The 23,439-nt window shown below is 70.1% G+C and carries 28 protein-coding genes; 12 read left to right on the plus strand and 16 right to left on the minus strand.

Annotated elements, in window-relative coordinates:
* Window positions 1-231 precede the first annotated feature (231 nt).
* From AC3ENX_RS00005 to AC3ENX_RS00015, 3 genes are all read left to right on the plus strand, one after another.
* A complete protein-coding gene (locus tag AC3ENX_RS00005; RefSeq protein ID WP_434809779.1) occupies window positions 232-510 on the plus strand; it encodes a hypothetical protein in 279 nt (92 codons plus the stop codon).
* A gap of 195 nt (window positions 511-705) precedes the next feature.
* Window positions 706-1,353: a YdeI/OmpD-associated family protein gene (locus tag AC3ENX_RS00010; RefSeq protein WP_434809780.1), complete on the plus strand. Its 648-nt coding sequence runs from the start codon at window positions 706-708 to the stop codon at window positions 1,351-1,353.
* 218 nt (window positions 1,354-1,571) lie between these two features.
* Entirely contained in the window at window positions 1,572-2,237 is a 666-nt protein-coding gene (locus AC3ENX_RS00015) for a TetR/AcrR family transcriptional regulator (protein ID WP_434809781.1), read from the plus strand.
* 7 nt (window positions 2,238-2,244) lie between these two features.
* Here the strand turns inward: AC3ENX_RS00015 and coaBC are convergent, their stop codons facing one another.
* Window positions 2,245-3,450 (minus strand): bifunctional phosphopantothenoylcysteine decarboxylase/phosphopantothenate--cysteine ligase CoaBC, encoded by a 1,206-nt coding sequence (gene coaBC / locus AC3ENX_RS00020; RefSeq protein ID WP_434809782.1) that lies wholly within the window; start codon window positions 3,448-3,450, stop codon window positions 2,245-2,247.
* Window positions 3,451-3,493: 43 nt separating this feature from the next.
* Between coaBC and AC3ENX_RS00025 the strand changes: the two genes are divergently transcribed.
* Window positions 3,494-4,201 carry an NRDE family protein gene (locus AC3ENX_RS00025; RefSeq protein ID WP_434809783.1) on the plus strand — a complete coding sequence of 236 codons (708 nt, stop codon included), beginning with the start codon at window positions 3,494-3,496 and terminating at the stop codon, window positions 4,199-4,201.
* Window positions 4,202-4,211: 10 nt separating this feature from the next.
* Here the strand turns inward: AC3ENX_RS00025 and AC3ENX_RS00030 are convergent, their stop codons facing one another.
* The 8 genes from AC3ENX_RS00030 to AC3ENX_RS00065 all read right to left on the minus strand — a co-directional run bounded on the left by AC3ENX_RS00030 (window position 4,212) and on the right by AC3ENX_RS00065 (window position 12,810).
* Window positions 4,212-5,189: an aggregation-promoting factor C-terminal-like domain-containing protein gene (locus AC3ENX_RS00030; protein ID WP_434809784.1), complete on the minus strand. Its 978-nt coding sequence runs from the start codon at window positions 5,187-5,189 to the stop codon at window positions 4,212-4,214.
* Between the two features lie 2 nt (window positions 5,190-5,191).
* Window positions 5,192-6,064, minus strand: coding sequence for an aggregation-promoting factor C-terminal-like domain-containing protein (locus AC3ENX_RS00035; RefSeq protein ID WP_434809785.1), 873 nt, complete (start codon window positions 6,062-6,064; stop codon window positions 5,192-5,194).
* 161 nt (window positions 6,065-6,225) lie between these two features.
* Complete coding sequence (pgi, locus tag AC3ENX_RS00040; RefSeq protein ID WP_434809786.1) at window positions 6,226-7,929, minus strand: glucose-6-phosphate isomerase; 1,704 nt, start codon at window positions 7,927-7,929, stop codon at window positions 6,226-6,228.
* Between the two features lie 222 nt (window positions 7,930-8,151).
* A complete protein-coding gene (locus AC3ENX_RS00045; RefSeq protein WP_434809787.1) occupies window positions 8,152-8,772 on the minus strand; it encodes a hypothetical protein in 621 nt (206 codons plus the stop codon).
* 9 nt (window positions 8,773-8,781) lie between these two features.
* Entirely contained in the window at window positions 8,782-10,008 is a 1,227-nt protein-coding gene (locus tag AC3ENX_RS00050) for an MFS transporter (protein ID WP_434809788.1), read from the minus strand.
* Between the two features lie 41 nt (window positions 10,009-10,049).
* A complete protein-coding gene (locus AC3ENX_RS00055; protein WP_434809789.1) occupies window positions 10,050-10,892 on the minus strand; it encodes a DUF4097 family beta strand repeat-containing protein in 843 nt (280 codons plus the stop codon).
* Window positions 10,889-11,566, minus strand: a complete 678-nt coding sequence (locus tag AC3ENX_RS00060) for a response regulator (protein ID WP_434809790.1) — start codon at window positions 11,564-11,566, stop codon at window positions 10,889-10,891. Before AC3ENX_RS00060 ends, AC3ENX_RS00055 begins: the two co-directional genes overlap by 4 nt.
* Window positions 11,554-12,810: a sensor histidine kinase gene (locus AC3ENX_RS00065; RefSeq protein WP_434809791.1), complete on the minus strand. Its 1,257-nt coding sequence runs from the start codon at window positions 12,808-12,810 to the stop codon at window positions 11,554-11,556. Before AC3ENX_RS00065 ends, AC3ENX_RS00060 begins: the two co-directional genes overlap by 13 nt.
* A gap of 97 nt (window positions 12,811-12,907) precedes the next feature.
* On the opposite strand from AC3ENX_RS00065, the gene AC3ENX_RS00070 reads away from it, so the two are divergent.
* Window positions 12,908-13,714, plus strand: coding sequence for a Cof-type HAD-IIB family hydrolase (locus AC3ENX_RS00070; protein ID WP_434809792.1), 807 nt, complete (start codon window positions 12,908-12,910; stop codon window positions 13,712-13,714).
* A 12-nt stretch (window positions 13,715-13,726) separates the two neighbouring features.
* Here AC3ENX_RS00070 and AC3ENX_RS00075 read toward each other — a convergent pair whose 3' ends face one another.
* Complete coding sequence (locus AC3ENX_RS00075) at window positions 13,727-14,524, minus strand: siderophore-interacting protein (RefSeq protein ID WP_434809793.1); 798 nt, start codon at window positions 14,522-14,524, stop codon at window positions 13,727-13,729.
* Window positions 14,525-14,627: 103 nt separating this feature from the next.
* On the opposite strand from AC3ENX_RS00075, the gene AC3ENX_RS00080 reads away from it, so the two are divergent.
* From AC3ENX_RS00080 to AC3ENX_RS00095, 4 genes are all read left to right on the plus strand, one after another.
* Window positions 14,628-15,620: a siderophore ABC transporter substrate-binding protein gene (locus AC3ENX_RS00080; RefSeq protein WP_434809794.1), complete on the plus strand. Its 993-nt coding sequence runs from the start codon at window positions 14,628-14,630 to the stop codon at window positions 15,618-15,620.
* Window positions 15,621-15,727: 107 nt separating this feature from the next.
* The gene (locus tag AC3ENX_RS00085; protein WP_434809795.1) at window positions 15,728-16,723 is read left to right on the plus strand and encodes an ABC transporter permease; all 996 of its coding nucleotides are present in this window, start codon (window positions 15,728-15,730) and stop codon (window positions 16,721-16,723) included.
* A 79-nt stretch (window positions 16,724-16,802) separates the two neighbouring features.
* Complete coding sequence (locus AC3ENX_RS00090) at window positions 16,803-17,747, plus strand: iron chelate uptake ABC transporter family permease subunit (RefSeq protein WP_434809796.1); 945 nt, start codon at window positions 16,803-16,805, stop codon at window positions 17,745-17,747.
* Entirely contained in the window at window positions 17,744-18,499 is a 756-nt protein-coding gene (locus AC3ENX_RS00095; protein ID WP_434809797.1) for an iron ABC transporter ATP-binding protein, read from the plus strand. Before AC3ENX_RS00090 ends, AC3ENX_RS00095 begins: the two co-directional genes overlap by 4 nt.
* A 25-nt stretch (window positions 18,500-18,524) precedes the next feature.
* Here the strand turns inward: AC3ENX_RS00095 and AC3ENX_RS00100 are convergent, their stop codons facing one another.
* From AC3ENX_RS00100 to AC3ENX_RS00115, 4 genes are all read right to left on the minus strand, one after another.
* The gene (locus tag AC3ENX_RS00100) at window positions 18,525-18,749 is read right to left on the minus strand and encodes a hypothetical protein (protein WP_434809798.1); all 225 of its coding nucleotides are present in this window, start codon (window positions 18,747-18,749) and stop codon (window positions 18,525-18,527) included.
* A 38-nt stretch (window positions 18,750-18,787) separates the two neighbouring features.
* Entirely contained in the window at window positions 18,788-19,261 is a 474-nt protein-coding gene (locus AC3ENX_RS00105) for a VOC family protein (RefSeq protein ID WP_434809799.1), read from the minus strand.
* A gap of 25 nt (window positions 19,262-19,286) precedes the next feature.
* Window positions 19,287-20,252 (minus strand): DNA-3-methyladenine glycosylase family protein, encoded by a 966-nt coding sequence (locus AC3ENX_RS00110; protein ID WP_434809800.1) that lies wholly within the window; start codon window positions 20,250-20,252, stop codon window positions 19,287-19,289.
* 72 nt (window positions 20,253-20,324) lie between these two features.
* Complete coding sequence (locus AC3ENX_RS00115) at window positions 20,325-21,038, minus strand: winged helix-turn-helix domain-containing protein (RefSeq protein WP_434809801.1); 714 nt, start codon at window positions 21,036-21,038, stop codon at window positions 20,325-20,327.
* Window positions 21,039-21,459: 421 nt separating this feature from the next.
* Here AC3ENX_RS00115 and AC3ENX_RS00120 point away from each other — a divergent pair, with 421 nt between their 5' ends.
* Window positions 21,460-21,759: a GNAT family N-acetyltransferase gene (locus AC3ENX_RS00120; protein WP_434809802.1), complete on the plus strand. Its 300-nt coding sequence runs from the start codon at window positions 21,460-21,462 to the stop codon at window positions 21,757-21,759.
* Between the two features lie 2 nt (window positions 21,760-21,761).
* Here AC3ENX_RS00120 and AC3ENX_RS00125 read toward each other — a convergent pair whose 3' ends face one another.
* Window positions 21,762-22,247, minus strand: a complete 486-nt coding sequence (locus AC3ENX_RS00125) for an alpha/beta fold hydrolase (RefSeq protein WP_434810364.1) — start codon at window positions 22,245-22,247, stop codon at window positions 21,762-21,764.
* Window positions 22,248-22,658, minus strand: a complete 411-nt coding sequence (locus AC3ENX_RS00130) for an alpha/beta fold hydrolase (protein ID WP_434809803.1) — start codon at window positions 22,656-22,658, stop codon at window positions 22,248-22,250.
* A 53-nt stretch (window positions 22,659-22,711) separates the two neighbouring features.
* Here AC3ENX_RS00130 and AC3ENX_RS00135 point away from each other — a divergent pair, with 53 nt between their 5' ends.
* Entirely contained in the window at window positions 22,712-22,999 is a 288-nt protein-coding gene (locus AC3ENX_RS00135) for a DUF2277 domain-containing protein (RefSeq protein ID WP_434809804.1), read from the plus strand.
* A gap of 26 nt (window positions 23,000-23,025) precedes the next feature.
* Window positions 23,026-23,418: a (deoxy)nucleoside triphosphate pyrophosphohydrolase gene (locus AC3ENX_RS00140; protein ID WP_434809805.1), complete on the plus strand. Its 393-nt coding sequence runs from the start codon at window positions 23,026-23,028 to the stop codon at window positions 23,416-23,418.
* Window positions 23,419-23,439 lie beyond the last annotated feature (21 nt).

Consider the following 23,439-nt stretch of genomic DNA (forward strand, 5'->3'; position numbering starts at 1 on the left):
CGAGCCCGGCGCCGACGACCTCGGTCCCGGCGATCACGCCGCGGCCCACGTCGCTCGCGACTACGGTGCCCGCGCCGACGACGCGCCCCACGACCACGCCCACCACGCGCCCGACGACCCGTCCGAGCGTCCCCGCAGTGAAGGCGGTGCAGCGCACCTTCCAGGTGGACCGGTACATGCCCAAGACCGCGGCTCAGGCCCGGGTCGTGGCGCGCCTCGACGACGAACGGCGTGCTGCGTTACCGCGATGACCGCGCCCTCTGGGGCGCGAACAACTGGCAGTTCGTGACGGTGCGGGTGCCCGCCGACGCGAGCAAGGCGCAGGTCATGGCCGTGATCAACGCCAAGACGTCCTCGCGTGTGGGTGACGTGCACACCGGTTCGCGCCTGCGTTCCATCACGCGTGGTCGCTCGGTGACGATCGCGTGGGAGCTCGGCAAGGGCGCCCGCCCCACCTCCGCCTGGGGTGCGAACAAGTCCGTCAACCAGATGTTCTTCGCCCGCTCCTGAGCGACCACAGGTGGGCGTGGCCATCACCACCACGCCCACCTGTGGCGGGCCTGCATCGCCGAGCCCGGCCGAGCGACGCGTCACCCTTGCGAGGGTGGCGCCGTCGCCGCATGTCGGCTCCGCCCCTCGGGGGCACGGGCGCCCGCCGGCACGGGGAGGCGGCCGAGTGTCGGCGCCGCCGCGTAGAGTCGCGGCATGCACGAGGACGGCACGACCGAACGACCAGCGGTGTTCTTCGACGACGCGACCGAGTTCAGGGCGTGGCTCGAGGCGAACCACGAGTCGGCGACCGAGCTGTGGATGGGCCTGTACCGCAAGGGCGACCCGCGGCAAGGGCTGACCTGGGCGGATGCCGTGCCCGAGGCGCTCTGCTTCGGCTGGATCGACTCGGTCAGTCAACGCATCGACGAGACCTCGCGGCGGCAGCGCTGGTCGCCGCGCAAAGCGACCAGCATCTGGAGTGACGTCAACATCGCACACGTCGAACGACTCACTGCGGAGGGCCGGATGATGCCGGCCGGCATCGCCGCGTACGAGCGCCGCAGCGCCGATCGGACCGGCGTGTACTCGCATGAGCGCCCCATCGGCTTCGACGCCGAACAGCAGGCGGCGCTCGACGCCGACCCCGCGGCGGCAGCGTTCTGGGAGGCCGCGACCGCGACATACCGCCGCATGGCGACCCACTGGGTGCAGTCCGCCAAGCGCGAGCAGACGCGGATCGACCGACTCGCGACGCTCATCTCCGACAGTGCCGCCGGGCGGTTGATCCCGCCGCAGCGGTATGGCGACACGCCTGCATGGCTGCAGCGCGCCGCGGCGGCCGCCGAGGCTGCGCGCGGCTGAGAAGCCTCGAGTGTGGGGTGGCGGCCGCGGAGCGGGGGGTGCGACGGCCGCCACCCGAATGCCGTTCTCCCGGGCCTGGCGCCGAGGCGCTTCGCCGTGCGGTGTACACAACGGGGACAGCCGCCTTACTCCCGTAAGGCGTACGGCCATGGTAGATGTACGGCTGTATGGTGTGCAACACCCGGCACCAGTGGGATGCGACCGAGGAGCATGCAGCGATGGCACATCGTGGACTGACCCAGCAGCTCGTGATCGAGGCTGCCGCTGCGGTCGCCGACCGCGGCGGGCTCGCATCCGTCAGCATGCGCACCGTCGCGGCAGAACTCGACGTGCAGGCGATGTCGCTGTACCACCACGTCGCCAACAAGCACGCGCTGCTGTTTCTGCTCGCTGACGGCGCCTACGGCGCGATGGTCGTTCCCGACGATGCCGAACCGTGGCGTGAAGGGATGCGGCGACGCGCCTGGGCCCTGCTCGACGACACCAAACGGCACCCCTGGATCCGCGATGTCTTCGGGGCGCCCGACCCCGGTCCTCTCCAGTTGGGGCATTGGGAGGCGATGTTCCGCTACCTGTCGGTGCACGGCTTTCCGACGGCGTTCGCGTCGAGCGCGCTGTACGCGATCGATTCGTACGTGCTCGGCTTCGCGACGATGACCCGCAGCGTTCCCCTCGTCGGCGAGTCGAGGCGCGACGTCGACGCGTTCGTTGCAGACCTGGCGCCGGCGATCGCGGATTATCCGCTCGTCGCAGCTGCGGTCGCGAGCAACATCGCCCAGCCTCAGGGTTCGGTCATCGAGCAGTTCGACATCGGGCTCGGCTTCATCGTCGACGGGCTCGACCGTTCCCTCGCCGCCCTTGTGGCCGAGGCTGCGCGCTCCTGACGCTCGATCAGCCCCGCACGCTCGCGACGGCATCCCACAGGCCATCCGCAACGGCGCGCTTGTCGCCCGCGACCTCGGCGCGCACGCCGTCGGAGGCGTCGAGCACGATGACTGCGTTCTCGCCCGCGCCGAACCCCTGATCCCAGCCGACCGCGTTGACGGCGAGCAGGTCGACGCCCTTGCGCGCACGTTTGCGGCGCCCGCGCTCGCGCAGCTCGGCGTCGTCGGCGGCCGTCTCAGCGGCGAAGCCGACGATCGTCTGCCCGACCTGTCGCTGTGCGACCAGTTCGGCCAGCACGTCGGGGTTGGTGACCAGGTCGAGGGTCGGGGTGCCGTCTTCCTTGCGCAGCTTGTGGTCAGAGACCTCCGCGACACGATAGTCCGCGACGGCGGCGACCATGACGGCGACGTCGGCGTCGGCGGATGCCGCGAGCATCGCGGTGCGCAATTCGACCGCCGTCGCGACCCGTACGACCGTCACGCGCGGGTGGCGCAGCGCCGCAGCGAGCACGCCCTCGTCGACGTACGCCGCGACGAGGCGCACGTGCGCGCCGCGGTCTGCGGCGGCGACGGCGACTTCGGCACCCTGCGTGCCGCTGGAGCGGTTGCCGAGAAAGCGCACCGGGTCGATCGGCTCGCGGGTGCCGCCGGTCGAGACGGCGACGGTGAGTCCGGCGAGATCGGTGCGATCCGGAACGATCGCGAGCGCCGCGGCGAGGATGTCGTCGGGTTCGCTCATGCGGCCGGGGCCGCTGTCGCCGCCGGTGAGGGGGCCGTCTTCGGGGCCGATCACCTGCACGCCGCGCGCGCGGAGCACGGCCATGTTCTCGCGCGTGGCGGGGTGCTCCCACATGGCCGTGTGCATTGCGGGCGCGACGAGCACGGGCGCGGTCGTCGCCAGCAGGGTGACGCCGAGCAGGTCGTCGGCGATGCCGGCAGCCATGCGCGCGAGCGTGTTGGCGGTGGCGGGCGCGACGATCACCAGGTCGGCGCGGGTGCCGAGTGAGACGTGCCGCACGTCGGCGACGTCGTCGTGCACGCTGGTCGTGACAGGATGGCGACTGATCGCCTCCCAGGTGGTCGTGCCGACGAAGCGGAGCGCGTCTTCGGTGGGGATGACATGCACCTCATGCCCCGCGGTGACGAGGCCCCGCACCAGTTGCACGGACTTGTAGGCGGCGATGCCGCCGCTGACACCCACGACAACGAACATGCCCCGATCCTCCCATGCGGGAGGCGTGAGACAGGAGCCGCCGATGTGCACCGTCATCGTGCGCGTGCCCGAACAGCCCGGTGCGTCGGTTCGTCTGCTCGCCGTGCGCGACGAGGACCCGACCCGATCGTGGGACCGGCTCGGCCCGTGGTGGCCTGACGAACTGCCCGGCGTCGTGGGGGTGCGCGATGCGCGGGCCGGCGGGGCGTGGCTGGCGGCCGATCCCGCCCGGAGCCGGCTCGCCGTCGTGCTGAACCGTGCGGATGTGCTCGACGACGCGCCGGCATCGCGGGGTCGGATCGTGCTGGATGCGGTGGCCGGTCGTCCGATTCCCGACCCGCCCCGCACCCACGGCTTCAACCTCGTGCAGGTGACGGCCGATGGTGTCGAGGTGACGATGTGGGACGGCGCGTCGGTGCGGACGATCGCGCTCGCCCCCGGCGTCCACATGATCGCCCACGACGACGTCGACGACGCCCAGACCCCGCGCATCGTGCACTGGCAGGGCGTGTTCGCCTCGCAGGCAGTGGATGCCGGGGCCGACTGGCGCGAGGAGTGGCTGGCGACGCTCGCGCGCAGCGCCGAGCTCACACCCACCGACGATCGCGCCATCATCCGCGACAATCGTCCGCACGGCTACCCGACCCTGTCGCTGCTGGTGTGCACCGCCGAGGTCGGGCCCGACGGTGCGGACGTCCGCTACGCGGAGTTTGCCGAGCCGGGCCGGTGGAACAGCATCCACCCCGCCTGAGCGGGCGCGATCAGTACCAGCCGACCGACTCGGAGTGCGACCAGGCGCCGCACGGGGTGTCGTAGCGCGACGAGATGTAGCCGAGGCCCCAGATGATCTGGGTCGTCGCGCTGGTCTCCCAGTCGGCTCCCGCCGAGCCCATCTTGCTGCCGGGGAGCGCCTGCGGAATGCCGTAGGCGCCGCTCGACGCGTTGTAGGCCTGGTAGTTCCAACCCGATTCGCGGTTCCACAGGTCGACGAGGCAGGAGAACTGGTCGTCGCCCCAGCCGTACTCCGACGAAGCGATCGAACGCGCGGTCGCCTGCGCGCCGGCGACCGAGTTGTCACCCGACGATGCGGCGGAACCGGCCGACAGCGACGAGCCGCCCGAGGACGACTCGGCGGCTTCTTCGGCGGCGGCTGCTTCGGCCGCAGCCTCGGCTTCGGCGGCTGCCGCGGCGGCCGCTTCTTCCTCCGCCTTCTTCTTCGCGGCGGCTTCGGCTGCCCTGCGCTTGGCCGCTGCGGCCGCGAGGCGTTCGGCCTCCGCCTGCTCGGCGGCATCCAGGGCGCCGGCGAGTTCACCGGAGGCGGCGTTGGTCAGCGAGACCTCCACCAGCAGATCCTCGGTCATCTCGGGCAGCATCAGCGACGGAATGAGCTCGTGCTGTTCGAGCTCGTCCATCGCCGCCTCGAGGTCGTCGACGTCGATCGTGACGTCGGCCGCGCCAAGGTCGAGTTCCGATGCCTTGACTTCGGCTTCAACGGCCGCGGCGTCGTCGATCGCGGCTTCTGCCTGCACGAGCGCGAACTCGACGTCGGACGCGGCCTGGGCGAAGGTCGGGGCTTCGGTGGCGGCGCTGGCGACAGCGACGGCGTACGCAGGGGCTGCCGCGCCGGCGATGACGACGCCGACGGCGGCGCCGGCGGCGAGCCGGCGCAGCGGGTGGTGCGTGTTCCGCGCTTTCAGCGAGGACCGCGTCGGTGCCTCATGCGTTTCGAGGGTGTTCATGGTCAGTACCACCCCACCGACTGCGAGTGGCCCCACGCGGAGCACGGGGTGCCGTACACCGATGAGATGTAGCCGAGGCCCCAGATGATCTGGGTGGTGGCGTTGGTCTGCCAGTCCGAACCGGCCGACGCCATCTTGCTGCCGGGCAGCGCCTGCGGAATGCCGGTCGCGCCGCTGGACGCGTTGTAGGCCTGGTAGTCCCAGCCGGACTCCTTGTTCCACAGCGACTCGAGGCACGAGAATTGGTCGCTGCCCCAGCCGTAGTCGGACGATGCGATGGATGCCGCGGTCGCCTTGGCGCCGGCGACCGTGTTGCCTTCGGCGAGGACGGCGGCCGCTGCAGCGGCTTCGCGTTCCGCCTCGGCGGCGGCCTTCTGCTCGGCAAGGGCTTCGGCGATGCGCTGGGCCTCGGTGGCCTCGGCCTCGGCGAGTGCGGTTTCGAGGGTGTCTGCGGCCGACGCGACGACGGCCGTGGCAACCAGCACGTCTTCGGTGCGCTCGGGCAGCATCAGCGACGGCACGAGATCGAGGTCTTCGACCTCGGCGAGGGCGCTGCTGAGTGCGGACGTGTCGATCGTGGCGTCGACCTCGCCGAGCGGCAGGCCGGATGCGGCAGCCGCCTCGGTGAGCGCCTGCGCGTCTGCGAGGGTCTGCTCGGCGGCCGTGACGGCCGACTCTGCGTCGGACGCAGCCTGGTCGAAGGTCGGTGTCGCCGTGACGATGGCTGCGGCCGTGGCGGCGTAGGCGGGGGCGGCCGCACCGCTGAGCGCCGTCGCGATCGCGACCGCGATGCCCACGCGACGCAGCGGGTGCTGCGTGCGGCGCCGCGAGTCGCGGCGCCGGCGGGCAGGGGTGAGCTCGGAGGTTTCGGGCATGCGGGGGGTCCTTTCGTCGGCGCGCACAAGCGCGTCGGCATCGCGCCCCTTCGGGTGAGACGCGACCCCCTACCTTGAACCGTCAGTCTGGACGGTTCAGCAGGAAACCCTGGACGACCGGTGGGAGCCCGCTATGACCGGGCTCCGACCAGCAGTCCTGATCAGCGGCGATTTTCGCGATAGTAGGCAAGCAGCGCCTGGGTCGAGGCGTCCTGCGCGGCCACGGCATCCTGGTCGCCTTCGATGGCCGGCGCGATCTGCAGCGCGAGCTGCTTGCCGAGCTCGACACCCCACTGATCGAACGAGTTGATGCCCCAGATGACGCCCTGCGTGAAGGTGATGTGCTCGTACAGCGCGACCAGCTCACCGAGGGTGCGCGGGGTCAGATCTGCCGCGAAGATCGAGGTCGTCGGGCGGTTGCCCGCGAAGGTGCGGGCGGCCACGAGGGCGCCCGTCGTGCCCTCGGCCTCGACCTCTTCGGCGGTCTTGCCGAACGCGAGCGCCTTCGTCTGCGCGAGGAAGTTCGCCAGGAACAGGCCGTGCACGTCGCGGCCGTCGTCGGCGAGCGCGTAGGCGGGGTTCACGAACGCGATGAAGTCGGCGGGGATCAGCCGGGTGCCCTGGTGGATGAGCTGGTAGAAGGCGTGCTGGCCGTTGGTGCCCGGCTCGCCCCAGAAGATCTCACCGGTGTCGCTCGTGACCGGCGTCCCGTCCCAGCGCACGCTCTTGCCGTTGGATTCCATCGTGAGCTGCTGCAGGTAGGCGGCGAACCGGCTGAGCTGCTGCGCGTACGGCAGCACAGCGTGCGACTGCGACCCGAGGAAGTTCGTGTACCAGACGTTGAGCAGACCCATCAGCACCGGTACGTTCTGTGCCAGCGGAGTGGATGCCGTGTGCTCATCGACCGCGTGGAATCCGGCGAGCAGTTCGCGGAACGCGGCGGGACCGACGGTGATCACGAGCGACAGGCCGATGGCGGAGTCGACCGAGTAGCGGCCGCCCACCCAGTCCCAGAATCCGAACGCGTTGGCGGTGTCGATGCCGAAGGCCGCGACCTTGTCGAGCGCGGTCGACACGGCGGCGAAGTGGTGCGCCACGGCATCCGTCTTCTGCGCGTCGGAGTCGTCGATCGCGCCGACGGCCTGCAGGCCAGCCCACAGCCAGTCGCGTGCGAGGCGCGCGTTGGTGAGGGTCTCGAGCGTCGTGAACGTCTTCGATGCGACGATGAACAGCGTCGTCTCGGGGTCGAGATCCTTCGTCTTGTGCGCGAGGTCGAACGGGTCGATGTTCGACACGAAGCGCGCCTGGATGCCGGCGTCGGCGAACGGCTCGAGCGCTTCGCTGATCATGACCGGGCCGAGGTCGGAGCCGCCGATGCCGATGTTGACGACGTGCGTGACCTTCTTGCCGGTGACACCGACCCAGTCGCCGCCGCGCACACGCTCGGCGAACGCGTCCATCGCATCCAGCACCTGCTGCACGTCGGTGTCGATGTCCTGTCCGTCGACGACGAGCGCGGGGCTCGCGCCGGCGGGGCGGCGAAGCGCCGTGTGCAGCACTGCGCGGTCTTCGGTCGTGTTGATGTGCTCGCCCGCGAGCATCGCGGCGTACCGCTCGGCGACGCCGGTCTGTTCGGCGAGGCGCACGAGCGCTGCGACGATCTCGTCGGTGACGAGGTTCTTCGACAGGTCGACGCGAAGGTCGGCGAGGTCGAAAGTGAGCCGCTCGACGCGGCCGGGGTCGGTGTCGAACCAACCCCGCAGATCGGGAGAGAACCCGTCGCGCAGCGCGGTCAGGTCGTTCCAGGCGGGCGTGGTCGTGGCATCGATCGGCGTGGTCACGAGCAACACGCTAGTCGGGTGCATGCGGGCCGTTCACCCGTATGACGCAAAGAGTAGGGCCGGTCGGGGAAACCATCCGACCGGCCCTGTCATCCCTTGCACCAGAGAATCGCACACAGAGGGGGGAATCTGTGTCTTACGCAGTCGGGGGAACTGCGATGACTCGACTGTATAACGGCACGGTAACGACCGCCATGCTCTCGGCTGGACCCATAACGGACGCATAGGGAGCGTTCAGGAATCCACTCATGCAGCCGGGACTGCCAACTCCCACCGGTCGCCGACGGGTGTGAAGCCGATGCGGCCGTAATACGGGTCCTTCATGCCGGCGGGAGAGAGGATGCGGGTGAACCCGCGACGCGAGAACACGTCGGAGGTGCGGAAGACGAACTCGCCCGGCGACAGATCGCGGCGGCGCGGCGTCACCCAGTCGAGCACGATCTCGACAGTGCCCTCGCCGGCGTCGCGGGCCAGTACGACGCCGACGGTCTCGTCGCCGTCGAGCACGAGGTAGGCGACATCGGCCGGCAGTCGTTCGCCTGCGAAGCCTGGGTTGTACCGGGCGATGTCGCCCGCGTGCACGGCGAGGACGTGCTGCAGGTAGCGGTCGTCGCCGTCGACCTCGAGCACCGTGTACGCGGATTCGTCATGCCGGCGCCGCAGCATGCGCAACAGGTACACGATGTTGATGACGGCGAGCACGACGTTCAAGCCGACCATCGGCCAGACGCCGACGACGGCGTTGTAGCCGATCAGCACGAGGCACCCGACGAGGTTGATCAGTCGCAGCCGCGCGACCCGGGTCTGCAGCAGTGAGACGACGAGGATGGCAGAGCCGAGCCAGCCGACCGCTTCGATGAGGTCCATGCGCCCACCCTATTGAGCGGGCCCCGCGGGCGCGGCGTGCCGTCCGTCTGCGCGCAGCCACGCGACCGCGAGCCCCGCGGCGATCGCCACCATGACCAGCACGCCGCCCGCCACTCCCGGCCACGCGAACCCTGCGAACGCGAAGCCGAGCAGCCAGCCGAACAGGCTCGACCCGCCGTAATAGCCCAGATAGTAGAGCGACGCGGCCTGCGCGCGTGCTTCGGGGGCGCTCGCGACCGGTGCCCACCCCGACGCGATGGCGTGGGCCGCGAAGAAGCCGGCCGTCATCGCGAGCAGCCCGATCACGACCGCCCAGATCGTGTCGACGAGGGTGAGGGTGAGCCCACCCGCCATGACCGCCGTCGAGGCGAGCAGCACCGGCAGTCGCCCGGAGCGTGCGCCGAGACGGCCCGCCCACGGCGAAGCCACGGTGCCCGCCAGATAGGCGAGGAACAGGAACGACACGACCCACAGGGGCAGCGCGAACGGCGGCGCCAGCAAACGGAACCCGAGGTAGTTGTACACCGCCACGAACCCGCCCATCAGTAGGAATCCCTGCGCATAGAGCGCCACCTGACGCCGGTCGCCGAGGTTCATCCGCAGCCGCGCCCACAATGACGGCCCGCCGCGACGGATGCCGGGCTCGAAGCCGCGCGCCGCCGGGATCAGCGTCAAGAACAGAACGGCTGAGACCACGCAGACGGCGGCGACGGCGAACACGCCCCACCGCCACTGCCCGATGTCGCCGAACGGTCCCGCGACCAGCCGGCCCGCGAGCCCCCCGATCGACGTGCCCGCGATGTAGCTGCCCGCCGCGGCGGCGGTGTGCCCGGCATCCACTTCTTCGGCGAGGTAGGCCAGCGCGATCGCCGGCACCGCGCCGAGTGCCACGCCTTCGAGACCCCGCGCCAGCAGGAGGAGCTCGAGCGTGGGCGAAAGTGGCGCGACCAGGCCGCACAGGGTCGCCGCGACGATGCCGACCGTCATCGCCGGCACCCGCCCGATCCGGTCGGCGACCACCGACCAGCCGATGACGGATGCCGCGAGCCCGAGCGTCGTCACCGAGACGGACAGTGCGGCATCGGCGGGCGAGGCCGAGAACTCCTCGGCGATGAACGGCAGCACCGCCTGCGTCGAGTACAGCTGTGCGAACGTTGCGATCCCGGCGAAGAAGAGCCCCGCCAGCAGGCGCCGGTACTCGCGACTGCCGGGCAGATGGCCGGTGAACGCGTGCACCCTCCCACGCTAACGGTGGAAGGGTGCACGCGGATGCCGGATCAGTCCTGTCGCAGCACGACCTCGCCGGCCGAGACGCGCACGTCGACGGTCGAGGTGGCGCCCGAAGACGTGTCGAGGTTGTTGTCGAACGTGCCGGCCGACACGTCCGAGGTGACCCGGTAGGTGCCGTCGGGGAGGGCCAGGTGCACCGAGCCCGCACTCACGCCGATGTCGAGGCTATCCGAGGGCGCTCCCGTCAACTGGCCCTTCACCGTGCCGGCACTGACGTCGATCACGACCGTGCGAGGTGCGTCGACGTCGAGGTTGACGGTGCCGGCGCTCACGTGCGTATCGAGCGATGCCACGACGCCCGACAGGTCGATCTCGCCGGCGCTCAGCTCGAGCCGTACGTCGCCGAACGCGCCCGAGGCCTCCACCGAGCCGGCGCTCACGTCGAAGGTCGCGTCGATGCCGGTGAGTTCCATCGGCAGGGTCAATACGGCGCGATCTCCTTCTGACCCGAACCAGCTCCAGCCGCCGAACCAGCCGCGGTCCACCGACACCGTCAGCTGGTCGCCGGAGCGGTCGAGCTGCCAGTCGTCGGCTCCCGGGCCTTCGACGGTGAGGGTGGCTTCGTCGACGCGTTCGAAGACGACGTCGAGTTCACCGGCTGACGTCGACGTCTCCACGGACTCGACATCGTCGGCGCTCGCCGACCGCTCGATCGTCTGGGTGGCGGCGGTGCGCAGGGCGCCGAGGATGCCGAAGACGACCGTGCCGAGAATGAGGACCGCGCCGATCACGATCGCGATGATCGCGATGGCTGTTGCGGAGCCGCGGGGCTGCGGCGCCGGGGTCGGGGGAACCTGCTCGGGCGTCGGGGGTGTGATCGTGGCGCTCATCGCGCTGCTCCGTTCTGCGGCTGGCCGCCGCCGTGTTCGAGGTGGGCGAGCACCGCCAGGACGCGGCGGTTGCCGTGCTCGTCCTGTTCGAGGTCGAGCTTCTGGAACAGCGACGTGATGTGCTTTTCGACGCTGGCCTCGGTGATGAAGAGGGTCTGTGCGATCGCCTGGTTGCTCTTGCCCTCGGCGATCAGGGCGAGCACGGTGCGCTCGCGGTCGGTCAGGCGCGACATCCGTTCGTCGCGTGCCCGTCGGGTGAGTAGCTGTGCGACGACCTCGGGGTCGAGCACCGTGGCCCCCGCGGCGATCCGGTCGATCGATGCGAGGAAGTCCTTCACATCGGCGACACGGTCCTTCAGCAGATACCCGAGGGCGGCGCCGTGGCTCGTGATGAGCTCGCTGGCGTAGCGCTCCTCGACGTACTGGCTGAGCACGAGCACCGGCAGGTCGGGGTCGGCCGTGCGCAGCGCGAGTGCGGCGCGGATGCCTTCGTCGGTGAATGTCGGCGGCAGTCGCACGTCGACGATGCACAGGTCGGGCGAGGTCTCGGTGGCCGTGTCCGACAGGTGTGTCGCGTCGGGGAGCGCGGCGACCACGTCGTGGCCGGCGTCTTCGAGCACGCGCACGAGGCCCTCCCGCAGGAGCGCGGAGTCTTCGCAGATCAGGATGCGCACGGGACGCTCACCTCCAGGGCGGTCGGGCCGCCGGTCGGGCTTTCGAGTCGGGCGGTGCCGCCGGCGGCGAGCACGCGGTTCGTGATGCCGTCGAGGCCGCCACCGGGCTGCACGTGGGCGCCGCCGATGCCGTTGTCTTCGACGCGGGCCCACAGGGTGCCGTCGTCGCGGCGTCGCACCGTGACCCGGGCCTGCGAGCCGCGGGAGTGCTTGGCCGCGTTCGTGAGCGACTCGGCGATCGCGAAATACAGGGCGGCTTCGGCGGTGGCGCTGCACCGCCCGTCGACGCGCACGTCGAGCTGCACCGGAATCGGGGAGCGTGCCGCGAGGGCCGAGAGGGCGGCATCCAGTCCGCGGTCATCGAGCACCGAAGCGTGGATGCCGCGGGCGAGCTGTCGCAGTTCGGTGATCGCCGCCTTCGTCGAGGTGTGCGCCTCGTCGACGAGCGCCTTCGCAGCTGCGGGATCGGAATCGATCTTCTGCTGTGCGAGGCCGAGCGTCATGGCGACCGACACCAAGCGGGGCTGGACGCCGTCGTGCAGGTCGCGTTCGATGCGGGTGCGCTCCACCTCGCTGGCACGGACGGCTCCGGCGCGTTGCGTCGAGGCGGCGCGCGCCTGCTCGGCGAGGATCGCCTCCCGCGACGGCACGAGGATCGCGCGGGTCAGCACAGCGTGCAGCAGCGCGACACCCAGCAGGATGGCGAGTGAGACGACGATGCCGGCGACACCGGCGGCGAGCGCCCAGCCGCTGTCGATGATGAGTCCGGTGCCGGGAAGGCGGACCGGCTCGGTGCCGCGCAGGGGAGCGAACAGCAGCCCGATGCTCGACGTCAGCCACGCGATCGTCGGCAGCACGATGAAGCCGAGGACGGTGCCGACGGCGGCGCTGGCGACACCGCGCCACATCGCGCCGTCGATGAACTGCTGCCACAGGGTGCGCAGCCATCCGCCGAATCCTGGGCGGCCGCTGCTGCGCGGTCGCAGTCGGGGAATGCCGAAGCCGTAGAGGCCCTCGACCCGCTCGTGCTCGACCCAGGCCAGGGCGAACAGCACGTAGAGGAACGCGACGAGGATCGCTGCGCCGACGACGACGATCAGCAGGCTGATGCCGACGCTGAGCAGCGTTGCGAGGAGGGAGAAGGCGAGCGCGCCGAGCAGGCCGAGCGCCGCCAGTTGCGCGAGCGCGCCGAGGTGCGTGAGCAGCCCGGGTCGTCGCTTGGGGGATACGGGTTCTGAGGTCATGGCTCCACGCTATTTTCGGCGGTCTTCGGCGGCATCCGAGGCATCCGGAGACCTGGGGTGGGGATAACCCCCGGTCTGAGCCTGACACGATGGAGGCGTGACAGCACCCGACATCCGCCTCATCGCCGTCGACATGGACGGCACGCTTCTGCTTCCCGACGGCACGATCCCCGACGGGCTGTGGCCGTTGCTTGAGCGACTGCGCGAACGGGGCATCGCCTTCGCGCCCGCCAGTGGCCGTCAGCTCGCGACCCTGCGGGGCATGTTCGGACACGTCGAGGGTGAGCTTGACATCATCGCCGAGAACGGCGCCTACGTCGTCCGCGGCGACGAGGAAGTCGGCAGCGACGCGATGGATGCCGCATTCGTCGCCGACCTGCTCACGCGCCTCGACGAACTCGGGCGCGAGTCGCTGAACATCGGTGTCGTGCTGTGCGGCAAGCGGTCGGCGTACATCCAGACGCCCGATCCGCAGATCCACGCCGAAGCGGCGAAATACTACGCGGCGCTGGAGCGTGTCGACGACCTGCGCGCCGTCGACGACCAGATCCTCAAGATCGCGATCTACGACGTCGACGGCGGCGAGGAGCACACCGCCCCGGCGTTGGCGGATCTGCGCGAGACGCACCAGGTCGTCGTCTCGGGTGCGCACTGGGTCGACGTCATGAACCAAGGCGTCGACAAAGGGGTGGCCCTGCGGGCGCTGCAGCGCGCGATCGGCATCACGACGGCGCAGACCGCCGCGTTCGGCGACTACCTGAACGACGTCGAGATGCTGCGTGCCGCCCACTGGTCGTACGCGATGGCCGACGCCCACCCCGACGTCGTCGCCGCGGCACGGTTCCGGGCGCCGTCCAACGAAGACCTCGGTGTGCTCACGGTCATCGAGGAGCTCCTGTCCTGAGGTGTCGCGGGCTCAGTGGGGCGCGTGGTACTCGCTCTCGCCGCGCTTCCAGTAGCCCTTCACGACGATCTGGTCGGCGCTGAGCCCCCATCGGTCGATCAGTAGCGCACGCCCCGTCTTGACGATCGCCTGCTCCGCCGCCACGAAGCCGAACACGTCGCCGTTCGGGCGGTCGGCGGCGGTCAGTGTGTCGAGCCGGGCCGCGAGGGCGGTGCCGGACGCGGCACCACCTCGGTGCACCTGCTCGACCGTCACGCCCGCGGGGGCGTCGATCGGGAGTTCGTGCTCGGTGTCGACCACTTCGACGATGATGCGGCCGACTGCGCCCTCGTCCATCAGATGCGCGAAGCGACGCATCGCGGGCACGGCGGTCTCGTCGCCGGCGAGCAGCCACGCGTCCGGGCGCCCGGTGATGAGCATTGATCCGCGTGGACCGCCGACGCCGGCGAACGCGCCGATCTCGGCCGTCGCTGCCCACGGCGCCGCCACGCCCTCGGCGCCGTGCAGCGCGAATTCGAGATCGAGCCACCCGGCCTCGCCGTCCCACGCGAGCGGCGTGTACTCGCGACTCGGCGCGGCGCGCAGCTCATCGACCGAGCCGGGCTCGATGTCGGGAAAGAACACACGAATGTGGTCATCGCTGCCGGGGGAGTCGAACCCGATCAGGTCGGACCCCTCGAGTCGGATCCGCACGTACCCCGGCGTGATCCACTGGCGCGCTGCGAGACGAGTGCTGCGGAACCGCAGGTCGAGGGGCTGTCGCTCCAGCCGGAAAGAGGTGGTCGCACGCAACGAATTGGGATCGCTCATAAGGTTAGGCTAACCTACACAAGCCAGGTGATATATCGTCCGCTCGTCGCAGCGGCACACCCGGCACGCACCGAAGCACACACCGTCACCAGAGGGGCCATCCATGCCTTCGCGCCGTTCCCGTTCCGCCGTCCTCGCCATCGGCACCGTCTTCGCGCTCAGCCTCGCGGGCTGTGCCAGCGCAACGACGCCCGCCTCGTCCGAGACCGAAGCCGCCGAGCCGACGACCATCACCGTCGAAGACAACCACGGCACGCAGACCGTCACCGTGCCGCCGACGAGTGTCGTCGCCACCGACAACCGCACGATCGTCACGCTCGACAGCTGGGGTGTCGAGATCGTCGCAGCGCCCCTCGACATCTTCCCGGCCGACCTCTCGTACAAGGCCGAGGGCGCCGACGTCATCAACCTCGGCAACCACGGCGAGCCCGACCTCGAGGCCGTCGTCGCGGCCGACCCCGACCTGATCATCAACGGGCAGCGATTCCAGAGCTACTACGCCGACTTCCAGACGCTCGTGCCCGACGCCACGATCGTCGAGCTCGACCCCCGCGAGGGCGAGGCGTTCGACGCCGAGCTCATCCGCCAGGTCACCGTGCTCGGCGAGATCTTCGGCAAGGAGGACGAGGCCGCGCAGCTCGTCGCCGACTTCGAGGCGTCGATCGACCGCGTCACCTCTGCGTACGACGCGGGCGACTCGGTCATGGCCGTCATCACCTCCGGCGGCGAGATCAACTACGCCGCACCCACCACGGGTCGCACGCTCGGCCCGGTGTTCGACGTCCTCGGACTGACCCCGGCGCTCGAGGTCGAAGGCTCGAGCGAGCACCAGGGCGATGACATCTCGGTCGAGGCGATCGCCGCGTCGAACCCCGACTGGATTCTGGTCATGGACCGCGACGCCGGCGTGAGCGCCAACACCGACGAGGCCTACACGCCGGCGAACAACCTCATCGGCCAGTCCGAGGCGCTGCAGAACGTCACCGCGGTCTCTGAGGGCAACATCGTGTACATGCCCGCAGGCACGTACCTCAACGAGGGCATCGAGACGTACACGGCGTTCTTCAACGCCTTCGCTGACGCGCTCGAGGGCTGAGCCCACTCGACGTTTCGTCTCGTCGCTGCGCTCCTCGCTCGACGACCGGCCCTGCATCCGGTCGTTGAGCGAGCGCAGCGAGACGAAACGCTCCCGACGAGGTACCCATGACCATCGCTTCCGCCACCGCCACCGCCACACCACGCCGCGCCCGAGGCCGCCTGTTCACCTGGCCGCTGCTGCTCGGCGTGCTCGGGGTCGGCGCGCTCGTCACCGTGTCGCTGTTCGTCGGTGTGTACGACGTCGTCGGCGAGGCAGACGGTGGCGAGATGTTCCTCATCACCCGCATCCCGCGCACGGTCGGCCTGATTCTCGCCGGTACGGCGATGGCGATGTGCGGCTTGGTGATGCAGCAGCTCACGCAGAACCGGTTCGTCGAACCCACCACGACCGGCACCACCGAATGGGCGGGCCTCGGGCTGCTGTTCGTCATGCTGCTGTTCCCCGATTCGCCGCTGATGGTCCGCATGATCGGCGCCGTCGCGATGGCCTTCGTCGGCACGATGCTGTTCTTCGCGTTCCTCCGACGGGTCATGCTGACCTCCTCGATCATCGTCCCGATCGTCGGCATGATGCTCGGCGCCGTCATCGGTGCGATCTCCACCTTCATCGCGCTGTCGACGAACATGCTGCAGAGCATGGCGATCTGGTTCACCGGCTCGTTCACCTCGGTGCTGCGCGGGCAGTACGAGCCGCTGTGGGCCGTGCTGATCGTCGTCGTGGCCGTGTTCATCGCCGCCGACCGCTTCACGATCGCCGGGCTCGGGCAGGACATCGCCACGAACGTCGGCGTGAACTATCAGCGCGTCGTTCTCATCGGCACGGCGCTGATCGCGCTGGCATCCGGTGTGGTGACCGTCGTCGTCGGCAACCTGCCATTCCTCGGACTCATCGTCCCGAATGTCGTCTCGCTCATCCGCGGCGACGACCTGCGCTCGAACCTGCCCTGGGTCGCACTCGGCGGCATCGCGCTGATCACGGCGTGCGACATCGTCGCGCGCGTGATCAACATGCCCTTCGAGGTGCCCGTCTCACTCATCCTCGCCATGATCGGCTCGGTCGTGTTCATCACTCTTCTGCTCCGGCAGCGTCGCCGTGTTTGACGCGCGTACCGCCCCGCACACCCGTCGTTGGTCGGGTCCGTTCCCGACCCCTGCGCATGCCCGCCGCTACCGGATCACAATGCTCCTGCTCGCGATCGCCGCTGTGCTGATCGCCGTCGGCATCCTCGCGTGGGACAACCCGGCCCCGGCCGGCAGCGACGGGTTCTGGCGCATCGCGGCGCTGCGGGTGTCGAGCCTCGCGGTGATCCTCGTGGTGGCGCTGTGCCAGGGGATCGCGACGATCACGTTCCAGACCGTGACCGGCAACCGCATCGTCACGCCGTCGCTCATGGGCTTCGAATCGCTCTACACCGCGATCTCCACGGCCGCCATCTTCTTCTTCGGTGCGGCGGGGGCGCTGATGGTGCAGGGGGCCGGTCCCTACTTGTTGCAGATTCTCGTCATGCTCGCCTTCTCGGGGCTGTTGTACGGCTGGCTGCTGTCGGGCCGGTACGCGAACGTGCAGATCATGCTGCTGGTCGGCATCATCCTCGGCGGCGCGCTCGCCGCATTCTCGACGTTCCTGCAGCGCATGCTCACGCCGACCGAGTTCGACCTGCTGATGGCCAGACTCATCGGCAGCGTCGCCAACGCCGACGTCACGTACCTGCCGATCGCCGTGCCGCTGGCGGGGCTCGCGGTCACAGCGCTGTGGTGGGGCGGGCGCCGCCTCGACGTGCTCGCGCTCGGTCGACCGGTCGCGCTGAACCTCGGGGTCTCGCAGCGGCGGGACTCGATCCTGGCGCTGCTGATGGTGTCGATCCTCATGGCGGTCTCGACCTCGCTCATCGGGCCGATGACGTTCTTCGGGTTCCTCGTCGCGATGCTCACCTACCAACTCGCCGACACGTACGATCACCGTCGCATGTTCGCGATGGCGTGGCTGCTGGGTGTCGTCGTGCTCGGCGGGGCCTACTTCGTGCTGAAGCACATCTTCTACGCGGCCGGCTCGGTCGGCATCATCGTCGAGATCGTCGGCGGCACCTTCTTCCTCATCCACCTGCTGCGAAAGGGACGCCTGTGATCTCGCTCACCGCCGTCGAGAAGCGCTACAGCACCGACGTCGCGATCGGCCCCGTCGACCTCCACCTGCCCGCCGGGGGCATCACCGCACTCATCGGGCCCAACGGCGCCGGAAAATCGACCCTGCTCACGATGATCGGACGCCTGCTCGAATCGGATGCCGGCACCATCTCGGTCGGCGGCCACGACATCGCGTCGACCAAGTCGCGCGAGCTCGCGAAGGTCGTCGCGATTCTGCGGCAGGAGAACCACTTCGTCACACGGCTCACGGTGCGCCAGCTCGTCGGCTTCGGACGGTACCCGTACTCGCAAGGGCGGCTCACCCGCGACGACGAGGCGATCATCGACCGGTCGATCGACTTCCTCGGTCTCGAGGGGCTCGAGGGTCGCTATCTCGACGAGCTCTCGGGCGGGCAGCGGCAGCGGGCGTATGTCGCGATGGTGCTTGCGCAAGACACCGACTACGTGCTGCTCGACGAGCCGCTCAACAACCTCGACATCCAGCATGCGGTGCAGATGATGCGCCATCTGCACCGCGCCGCCACAGAGCTCGGCCGCACCATCGTCGTCGTGCTGCACGACATCAACTTCGCGGGGCACTACGCCGACCGGGTGTGCGCCATGAAGGACGGCAAGGTCGTCGCCTTCGGCACGCCCGACGAGATCATTCGGGGTGACGTGCTGTCAGACATCTTCGACACCCAGGTCGACGTCGTCGACGGCCCGCGCGGGCGCCTCGCCGTCTACTACTGACCCCGCGGCCGCCCCGGTCCGGGTGTCAGAGGCGGGCGCCGTCGTCGAACGGGTCGTCGAGGCCGGGGGTGCGCCCCCGCCACGATTCATAGGCGATGAGCCACCCGATCGAGATGATGACGGCGAGGGTGACGCCCAGCCACACGCTCTGCAGGATGAGTCCGATCAGCACCCCGAGCCCCAGCAACACAACGGTGCCAGCCAACCACCCGATGCGACCGCGCGGCCAGCCTGTGTCTCGACCCGTCATGTGTCCAGCCTAGGCGTCGTCGGGCCTTGCGGGGCGGGTCAGGATGCGGGGGCCTGCCCGTTGAGCGCGACCATCCAGTCGATGCCGAACTTGTCCTGGAACATGCCGAATTTGCCGCCCCACGGTGGTGTCTCGTACGGCATGGTGACGGTGCCGTCCGCCGACAGTCCGTCCCAGGCCGCCTGCAGGCGATCTGCGTCGTCCCCGCTGAGCGACACCGAGATGCCGGCGGGGGCTGCGTAGGGCATGCTGCTGGGCGTGTCCGAGGCCATCAGCACGAGGCCGTCGTCGGTCGTCAGTTGACCGTGCATGACGAGGTGCGTCTCTGACGGGTCGATCCCCATGTCGGGGAACGCAGTGAAGTCGTCGACCTGCAGGTCGCCGCCGAGCACCGAATGGTAGAACTCCAGGGCGGCCCGTGCCGTGCCCTGGAACGAGATGTACGGGTTCAGGTTCACCGTGATGCCTCCGTTCGCGTCGACGCCCGGTGCGCCGCCGCGAACAGTGTCCACCCGACCTCCGACACCCGCAACGGGGTCAGCGTGAACGGTGGTCCTCTGGGTGCAGCCGCGGTGCGCGACGGGGCTCGCGTGCACCGCTCAGTCCGATGAGACGGATCACCCGCTGCCGGTGCCCCGCCCACGGTTCGAGGAGCGCACGCATTCCGTCATCGTCCACGCGGCTGCCGGTCAGGGCGTAGCCGACCTCGTGCGCCAGATGGAAGTCGCCGAAGCTCACGGCGTCGGCGTCTCCGAACGCACGGATGCGGGTCTCGGCCGCCGTCCACACGCCCACGCCGCGAAGGCTCGTGAGCACCCTGTCGCGGTCGGCCCCGGTCTCCGCCTGCGACGCGGCTCGTTCGATCGCCGCACGCCGGCGTGCGGCCTCCACCACCGTCCGGGACTGCGGCGGCTCGAGCCCCGCACGATGCCACCCCCAACTCGGCACGAGATTCCAGTCGCCGGGCGGCGCGAACATCGGCCGCGGGGTCGGCCCGGGCGCGCGCTCGCCGAACCACGTGAGGATCGCGCGCCACGCCCCGAACGCCTGCATGCCGGTCACCTTCTGCTCGAAGATCGACGAGGCCAGCGCGTCGAAGACGAGGTCGGTCGCCCCCATCCGAAGGTCGCCGTGGCGGCGGTGCACGGCTGCGACGAGCGGATGCCGCGACGCGTCGAAGCCGGTCGGATCGTCGTCGGCGCCGCACAGACGGGGGAGCTGTTCGAGTGCCCAGTCGGCGCCGGGTCCCCACGCCGCCGCGCGTGTGCGCGTGCGCTCCGGACGGATCGCGACCGTCGCGACCCCCTGCGGGGTACGGACCGCTCGCCAGATGACACCGGCGGTCGACGTCTGCGACGGATCCTGTCCGCCGCGCTGCTGCGGCCTGACGGCCCGCCACACGTCGATCGACTGTCGCGGTCGGAACTCGGTTTCGACCGGTCGCTCGTGCTGCGGTGCGGGTCGGTGCGCTGTGGCCAGCGGCATCCGCCCCATCCATGTCATGCGGTCACCTTACGCCGTCACGCCGACATCGCCGACCCCGCGTGTCGGGCTCGGCGATGTCGGCGTCGGCGCTCAGAAGCGGTCGGGCGACGGCGTGCCGTGGCCGTAGCGGATGACGACGTCGGCGTGGCGGTCGAAGCGGTAGCCCACGCCGCGCACGGTGCGCACGATGTCTTCGTAGCGGCCGAGCTTGGAGCGCAGGCGACGCACGTGCACGTCGATCGTACGCTCGCCGGGCACCTCTTCGTCGGTCGCGTGGCTCCACAGCGACGAAACCAGCTCGGTGCGCTCGATCGTGCGGCCCTCGCGCAGCACGAGATACTGCAGCAGCTCGAACTCCTTGAAGGTGAGCGCGGCCGACTCGCCGTCGATGTGCACGCGGCGGCGCGAGATGTCGATCGTGACGCCACCGGGAACGTGGTCGATCTCGGGCTCTTCGGGCTTGGTGCGGGCCACGGCGCTGGGCTCGTGGAGTGCGAGGCGCACGACGTCGACGTCGCGTCCACCGGCGGCGGCCGGGGCGAGCGCGACGGTCGCGTAGGACTCGGCGTGCGGGGCGAGCTCCGCCAGTGTGCGGCGCAGCGCGGTGACCAGGGTCGAGAGGCTGACACCGTCGGCGGCGGCCTTGACCTCATCGATGCCGACGTACAGGGCGAAGCCGCGAGGCAGGGTTCCGGTGGGCAGGCCGGACGAGGGCGATGCCGCGGCTGCGGAGGCCGCAACCTCTTCGACGGCGTGGAGGTGACGGGGTGTTGAGGGGCGGGAGAGAAGCGCGGTGGTCGACATGAGGATGTCCTTCGGGGCGGAACCCGGGCGAAATGCCGGAAGCGGGTTCGGGCGGTGTTGCCTGGTGGCCGATGCGGCCGATGTGCGAGGCAACCGGAATCCGCGTTGTGCGCGGGCGTATCCGGGTGCCTCGGGGGTCTGCGCGTTCAGAAGCGGCAGGACCCGGCGGGGATCACCGTGTCAGCGACACATTCGGCAACACATGACATCGCGCGCAGGCATCATGATGCCCACGGTTCCGTTCGCCTCCCGGGCGGACAGAGTGCGTGCGATGTCAGTCATGGGGACGATTATGACGAATCGTGTCTGAACGTGTCAAACCGCGTAGCAGGCGCGGCGGATTCGTGACGGAATGTGACAGAGTGCTCAATCGGGTTGCGTCGGCATCCGCAAGGTCCGACGTGCGGCGTACGGTGTGGGTATGACGGAACTGCAGTTCGCGCACGAACCCGACGCGTCGCGCTACACGCTCCATCACGGCTCCGACCTCGTGAGCGTGCTCGACTACCGCGACGACGGGCGAACGGTCGCCCTCACCCGCGCCTACACGATCCCGACATTCCGGGGGAGCGGATACGCGGGCGAACTCGTCGACCGCGCCGTCGCGCACCTCGAGCAGGCCGGCGAGCGCCGGGTCAGTCCGGTCTGCTGGTACGTCGCCGACTGGTTCGCCGCCAACCCGCAGCGCTCGGGCATCCTCGTCGAACGACGCGCCGGCTGACGTCAGCGCTCGCCGTCGCCCACGATGACGGATGCCGCCGGCGCGGCGTCACGGATGAGCGTCTCGTGGCCGCGCCCGGGTACCTCGTACAGCTTCGCGTCCGCCACGCCGGCGACGATCTGCTCGCACCATTCGCGCGGTGAAACGGGGTCGTGCTCGCCGCGCATGACGAGTGTCGGCGCGGTGATCGCACCGAGCGCGTCCTCCGGCCGGTGGACGAGCATGGCGCGCATCTTGCGACGCAGGTGAGGCCCGGCGCGCAGATATTCGCGCGCGCCCAGTAGCAGCACCTTCGGGCTCTCGTCGAGCAGGTCGACGCCCAGCCGCCACAACTGCGTGCGCGCCTGGCGACCGCGCGGGTCGACGGTCGGGGCGACCAGCACCAGTCTGGCGACGAGTTCGGGGTGGCGTGCGGCGGTCTCGACCGCGACCTGTGCGCCCATCGAATGGCCGATCAGCACGACCGGGCCCCGGTCGACGTGTCGCAGTTAGGCGGCGAGCAGGTCGGCGGTGCGGGCCATGGTCGGGGTGCGCTTCGGCTCGGGCGCCTCCCCGTAGCCCGGCTGGTCGACGGCGATCACGAGCCCGTGGGACTGCAGCCGGTGCGTCAGGTCGGCGAAGACCTTGCGCCCCATCCCGATGCCGTGCACGAGCACGAAGGTCGTGTCGGATGCGGTGTCGCCGCGCTGCTCGGCGATCAACGTCGCGCCGGCGTGGCGGAACTGCTCGATCGGACCGTCGACGACGGGGACGCCGGTCAGGACGTCGATCGTGCGGTCGGCGTCGGCGCCGAGCCGCTGCAACCGCCGTTGCGCCTGCGAACGCGCATCGCGCAGCATCCGCTCGGCCGCAGCGCGGATCTCGGCGAGGCGACGCGCGGGATCGGTGGCGGATGACATGGATTCGAGCGTACGCCTGGTCGGATCCGCGTCCGCGGCGTACCGTGGCCCGCATGTGTCGCAACATCCACACGCTCCACAACTTCGAGCCCGCCGCCTCAGAAGACGAGGTGCACGCTGCCGCGTTGCAGTACGTGCGCAAGATCGCGGGTACGACCAAGCCGTCGAAGGCGAACCAGGCCGCCTTCGACCACGCCGTCGCCGAGATCGCGCACGCGACGCGGCATTTGCTCGAGGGCCTCGTGGCGGTCAGCCCGCCGAAGAATCGCGAGGAAGAGGCGGCCAAGGCCCGCGCCCGTGCCGAGAAGAGCGGACGGTACGCGCCCCGCATCGCGTCGTGACGGCAATCGGCGCGTAGTCTGCAACGGTGACCCGACCGCTCATTCCCGTCGTCGGCGCCGTCATCGAGCGCGACGGGCTGGTGCTGTGCGCGCGTCGCGGCGGCGGTCCGCTCGCCGGGTGGTGGGAGTTTCCCGGCGGCAAGGTCGAACCGGGTGAAGCGGATGCCGAGGCGCTCATCCGCGAGATCTCTGAAGAGCTCGCGTGCCGCATCGCGGTGGGCGAGCAGGTGACGGGAGCGAAGCACGACGCGCCGCACGTGTCGATCGAGCTGACGACGTACCGCTGCAGGCTCATCGCGGGTGAGCCGATCGCTTCAGAGCACTCCGAGCTCGTGTGGCTCCCCGTTGCGCGGCTGCGCGAGTTGGCGTGGGCGCCGGCAGACCTGCCCACCGTGCAGGTCTTGGAATCTGCGGACTGACACCGCCGGTTCGGCCACGCG

This window comes from Microbacterium sp. bgisy189, from assembly GCF_057707225.1.